Genomic DNA, 4,708 nt, shown 5'->3' with positions numbered 1-4,708 from the left:
GATAAGGCGGCCGGAGATGAGCCGCATGGAGCATATAAAATGACCGAACCTCCAGCAAGTAAGATCAAGCACAGGATAATGGTGATGAGCGGCAAAGGGGGCGTCGGAAAGACGACGGTGGCCGTCAATTTGGGCCTCGGCCTCGCCCTCTACGGCAAAAAGGTGGGGATCCTCGACGCCGACATCACCGGGCCGAACGTCCCCAAGATGCTGAACATAGAGGACGCCGTCCTGACCGGCGAAGAGGACCAGACGATCAACCCGGTGGAGCTTCCCATCGGGGCTGAGAACGGCATCAAGGTGGTATCAATGGCCTTTGTTATCGGAAAGGACAGCCCCGTCGTCTGGAGGGGCCCCCTGAAGATGCAGGCTCTGAAGCAGTTCATCGAGGCGGTCAGCTGGGGCGACCTCGACTACATGCTGATCGACCTTCCTCCTGGGACGAGCGACGAGCCCCTCAGCATCGCCCAGCTCCTCCGGCCCGACGGCACCATAGTCGTCACCACCCCCCAAGACCTCGCTCTCCTGGACGCGAGGAAGGCGATCGATATGTCCAGAGGCCTGGGGATACCGGTCCTGGGGATCGTAGAGAACATGAGCGGCTTCTCCTGCCCCAAGTGCGGTGGAGCGATCGACCTATTCAAGGTTGGTGGAGGGATGAAGGCCGCCGAGGAGCTGGGGGTTCCCTTCCTGGGAAAGATCGAGATCGATCCTGCGATCTGCGAAACCGGTGACAGCGGCGTGCCGTTCATACTGAACGTCCAGTCCAAGACCGCCGAGGCCTTCGACGAGATTGTGAGAGAGATCATGGCCCACTACGAGGAGGAGCAGAAAGCCCAGACTTCCGGAGAATAAAGGCCCTCGCAGGCACAATAAAAATAGAAAAGGGGGCGCGAGAGGGCAGCCCGCCAAAAATTTGGATGGATGGAGGAGAATGCCTCAGACCCTCAAGGTCGATCGGAGCTCCGGGGTGGTCACCACTTTCCAGACTTGATGACGTTCAGGTTCTGTACCACCTTCGCCCCCGCCTCCGGGCTGAGATCGTATTTTTGGCTGATGGCGAGCGCCCTCACGATCTCGTCCTGCTCGTCGGCCCCGGTCCGCTGGGAGACGAACACCTCTGCGGCAGCGTACCCCTTATCCAGCAGGGTCTTGGTGACCTCCTCCAGTAGAGGCTCGTTCATGCAGAGGGGACCGGTCCCGATCTCCTCGACCACCTTGTCCATATTCTCCATCTCTTTCGTCTTCATGCTTTCACCACCAGTCTGTATCCAACTAATAAGGGCGGGCAAACTTATGAAATTTTCGCCAGGGCGCCGGGAGGGGGAGAGACGCGGAAGAACCTTCAGCGACCTCCAAAAAGGCTTTCATCTCTGCGGGCAGATATCGTTCTCATGACGCTCCACGTCAACAAGAGGGGAGTCCGGGTCCTGGGGATAGCCGAGAGCTTCACGAAGAAGGAGCCTCTCTCAAGGCTGGCGGGCGTGGTGATGCGCAAGGATCTGAGGATCGACGGCTTCGGCCTGGCCGAGATCTCAGTCGGAGGCGACGACGCCACCGAGGGGGTTTTGGATATATTCAGGGGGCTTGAGAGGCGCGACATAAACGCCCTCCTCCTGAACGGCTCCGTTATCAGCTGGTTCAACATCGTCGACCTCGATCGGGTCCGCGAGGAGACGGACCTCCCGGTGATAAGCCTCACCTACGAGGAGTCGGAGGGGCTGGAGGGGTACATAAGGGAGTACTTCACCCACCCTCAACAGAAGATCGAGCTGTACAGAAGCCTCGGCCCCCGGGAGCCCCTGCGGCTCAAGACCGGGTTCGAGGTCTACGCTAGGTTCCTCGGTGCGACGGCGGAGGAGACGAAGGGCCTCCTCAACTCCTTCACCCTGGAGGGGAAGGTGCCCGAGCCGCTCCGGGTGGCGAGGCTTCTGGCGAGGAGCATATTGAGAGCAGACGCTGGTTTGATGGCCGAAAAGAGATGAGTCTGCAAAATTGACGGGCGCGAGTCTGGAGAGTAAGCCCCCTTCTGTTCATGCCCTCGCATTGGCGGCATTCAGCTTAGCGCCATACCCGGGCGTTGGCTGGACTCCGTATATCGCCCTTATTTTGGCTTGCACCCGCAGGGATTCGCCGTTTCATCTGCTTTCTCGCACGACCTCAGCCTTCCGGCATCATGGCATTTGTGCGGCGCAGTATCGTTTCTGTGCCAGAGCCAGAGCTCTCGCCCTACACCCGTAAGAGGTGTCTGCGTGTCCAGAGGTGGGGGGACTTTCCACACCGGCGAAGGGTTCGCCAGCGGCAGCCGCCCTTCCACTCTCGCGCCCGGGACGCGTAAGGGAGGAAGATATAAAAAGCCTTTGTAGCCCGAACTTTCGAGCCTCTCCTGCAGATCTGCCTCTTGAGGTTTTGCAACGCCCCACTCCTTCTGCGCCCTCGGGCCGAATGATTAATCTTTTCTGTTTACCTTTGAGCCGCAATGTTTATTTTTGTGCTTGCATCTATGCCGCCCTATGGATCGCAGAGCTTTATCTTTGATGATCGGATTGATCCTGGCGGTGAGCCCCCTCATATCGGGGTGTGACGCCCAGGACTCTCTTCTCGTCTACTGCGGGGCGGGGATGAGAGAGCCGATGGAGGAGATCGCAGACCTCTTCTTTGAGGAGGAGGGTATAGAGATCCAGTACAGCTTCGGAGGGTCGGCCCAGCTCCTATCCCAGATCGAGCTGTACCAGACCGGCGACCTTTACATGCCCGGAGCGCGATCTTATATCGAATCGGCGATCGAGAAGGGATTCGTCGACGAGACGAGAGACGTCGTCTACCACGTCCCCTGCATCATCACCCCAAAGGGAAACCCGACCGGGATCGACTCCCTCGAAGATCTCGCCGAGCCTGGGATGAGGGTCGTCCTCGGAGAGCCGACGGGTCCCGCCATAGGTAAGAACTCAAAGACCATGCTGGAGAGGTTGGGAGTCTGGGAAGAGGTAAAAAAGAACGTCGTCGCCTCCTCGGCGACCGTAAACGAGCTTCTGGTCTACATATCGATGGATCAGGCGGACGCCGCCATCATCTGGGATGATCTCTATAACCCCGATTCGATGGATAAAGTCGAGATACCCGTGGAGGTGAACGGGATAAAGGTCGTTCCCATCGGGAATCTTGTCTTCTCCGAGGACGAGGAGACCGCGAGGGCTTTCATGAACTTCGTCGCCTCAGAAGAGGGTAAAGCGGTCTTCGCAGATCACGGGTTTGCCGTTTATCCGGACCCGCTGTACGAGGCGACGAGCTGAAGGGCAGTGGGCTTGATGGGAAAAAGGAGCGGGTGGAGGCGGTGGAAGCTGACGGTCCTTGAACGGCTCTGGTTGAAGGCGGCGACCATCGGGGCGAGCCTCGTCCTGGCGGTCTTCATATCGATCGTCCTCCTCCTGGTCTTGAGCCGTTCGGCCCCCGAAACGTTCCTCGCATCCCTCCACTCCGAGGAGATCCGGTTCGCCATAGGTCTGAGTCTAAAGACCTCGATCGCATCGACGACCCTCTGCATCCTCGTAGCGATCCCGGCGGCCTACGCCCTCGCACGATACGACTTTTTTGGAAAGAGGGCGGCCAGCACCCTCTTCGACATGCCTCTCGCCCTCCCGCCCCTGGTGGCGGGGGTCGGCCTCCTCCTCTTCTTCGGCACAAGCCCTCTGGGAAGGTGGCTCTCAGAGGTGGGGCTAGTCTTCGTATTCACCCCCCTGGGGATCGTTATCGCCCAGTTCTTCGTGAACGTCCCTTTCATGCTGAGGGTGATGAGGTCCACCTTCGAAGGGATCAGCCCGAGGTACGAGCACGTGGCCAAGACCCTGGGGTGCACCGATGCCCAGGCCATCTGGAGGGTGACCCTCCCCATGGCCTCCAACGGCCTTCTGGCGGGGTCTGTGATCACCTGGTCGAAGGGGATCGGCGAGTTCGGGGCGGTCCTGATGCTGGCGGGGGCGACGAGGATGAGGACCGAGACCCTGCCCACCTCCCTCTTTCTGAACATGTCCTGCGGAAAGCTCGACGAGGCAATCTCGGCGGCGACGATGCTGATTTTGATCTCCGTCGTCTCGCTGTACATCTTCGAACGGCGGGTCGGAGGGCTTCGCCTTTAGGAGGAGAAGGAGAAGGAGAAGATGCTGAGGCTGGAGAAGATATCAAAAGATCTCGGAGAGTTCGTCCTGAGGGAGGTCTCCCTGGAGGTGGGTTCCGGCGAGTATCTGGTCATAATCGGACCTACAGGCTCGGGAAAGACGATCCTGATGGAGGCGTTGGCCGGGATCCGCCCTCCCGACGTCGGGAGGATCTTCCTCGACGGGCGGGATATCACCGGGGAGCCTCCGAGGGAGAGGAAGATCTCGATGGTCTACCAGGACTACATGCTCTTTCCCCACCTCTCGGTGAGAGAGAACATCGCCTTCGGCCTGCGGTCACAGAAGGCCTCCTCAGACGAGATCGAGGAGAAGGTGGCCGCAGCCTCGAATCTTCTGGGGATCGGCCACCTCCATCGCCGGCGGCCGGAGACCCTCAGCGGGGGTGAGAAGCAGAGGGTGGCCATCGCTAGAGCGATGGTGATGGAGCCGAAGGTTCTGCTCCTCGACGAGCCCCTCAGCGCCCTCGACGTAGCCACCCGGGAGAGGCTGCGCCGGGAGCTGAGGAGGATCCACCAGGTCTACGGGACGACGAT

6 protein-coding genes and 1 other RNA gene are annotated in these 4,708 nt (G+C 59.9%); 5 read left to right on the top strand and 2 right to left on the bottom strand.

Annotated features, from left to right (window positions below; all coding sequences use genetic code 11):
* Nucleotides 1-39 precede the first annotated feature (39 nt).
* Nucleotides 40-855, top strand: coding sequence for an Mrp/NBP35 family ATP-binding protein (locus tag ACP5EL_RS09130; protein ID WP_428402202.1), 816 nt, complete (start codon nt 40-42; stop codon nt 853-855).
* A 119-nt stretch (nt 856-974) separates the two neighbouring features.
* Here the strand turns inward: ACP5EL_RS09130 and ACP5EL_RS09125 are convergent, their stop codons facing one another.
* Nucleotides 975-1,250 carry a hypothetical protein gene (locus tag ACP5EL_RS09125; RefSeq protein ID WP_428402201.1) on the bottom strand — a complete coding sequence of 92 codons (276 nt, stop codon included), beginning with the start codon at nt 1,248-1,250 and terminating at the stop codon, nt 975-977.
* 144 nt (nt 1,251-1,394) lie between these two features.
* Here ACP5EL_RS09125 and ACP5EL_RS09120 point away from each other — a divergent pair, with 144 nt between their 5' ends.
* Nucleotides 1,395-1,985, top strand: a complete 591-nt coding sequence (locus tag ACP5EL_RS09120) for a DUF99 family protein (RefSeq protein ID WP_428402200.1) — start codon at nt 1,395-1,397, stop codon at nt 1,983-1,985.
* Nucleotides 1,986-2,006: 21 nt separating this feature from the next.
* Here the strand turns inward: ACP5EL_RS09120 and rnpB are convergent.
* Nucleotides 2,007-2,321: RNase P RNA component (gene rnpB / locus ACP5EL_RS09115), an RNA gene on the bottom strand.
* A gap of 216 nt (nt 2,322-2,537) precedes the next feature.
* Between rnpB and modA the strand changes: the two genes are divergently transcribed.
* From modA to ACP5EL_RS09100, 3 genes are all read left to right on the top strand, one after another.
* Nucleotides 2,538-3,293, top strand: coding sequence for a molybdate ABC transporter substrate-binding protein (modA, locus tag ACP5EL_RS09110; RefSeq protein WP_428402199.1), 756 nt, complete (start codon nt 2,538-2,540; stop codon nt 3,291-3,293).
* Nucleotides 3,294-3,308: 15 nt separating this feature from the next.
* On the top strand, nt 3,309-4,136 hold the full coding sequence (locus ACP5EL_RS09105) for an ABC transporter permease (RefSeq protein WP_428402198.1): 828 nt from the start codon (nt 3,309-3,311) through the stop codon (nt 4,134-4,136).
* 21 nt (nt 4,137-4,157) lie between these two features.
* Nucleotides 4,158-4,708: ATP-binding cassette domain-containing protein (locus tag ACP5EL_RS09100; RefSeq protein WP_428402197.1), on the top strand; the 551-nt coding region annotated here is incomplete at its 3' end.

Origin of the sequence: Methanocrinis sp. (assembly GCF_049974945.1) — an archaeon.
Taxonomy (GTDB): Archaea; Halobacteriota; Methanosarcinia; order Methanotrichales; family Methanotrichaceae; genus Methanocrinis.
This window is presented reverse-complemented; position numbering and strand designations above follow the sequence as displayed.

Excerpts from the sequence above, each read along its gene's own strand:
- ACP5EL_RS09130 (WP_428402202.1), top strand. The coding sequence starts at position 40 with ATGACCGAACCTCCAGCAAGTAAGATCAAGCACAGGATAATGGTGATG.
- ACP5EL_RS09125 (WP_428402201.1), bottom strand. The coding sequence starts at position 1,250 with ATGAAGACGAAAGAGATGGAGAATATGGACAAGGTGGTCGAGGAGATC.
- ACP5EL_RS09120 (WP_428402200.1), top strand. The coding sequence starts at position 1,395 with ATGACGCTCCACGTCAACAAGAGGGGAGTCCGGGTCCTGGGGATAGCC.
- modA (WP_428402199.1), top strand. The coding sequence starts at position 2,538 with ATGATCGGATTGATCCTGGCGGTGAGCCCCCTCATATCGGGGTGTGAC.
- ACP5EL_RS09105 (WP_428402198.1), top strand. The coding sequence starts at position 3,309 with ATGGGAAAAAGGAGCGGGTGGAGGCGGTGGAAGCTGACGGTCCTTGAA.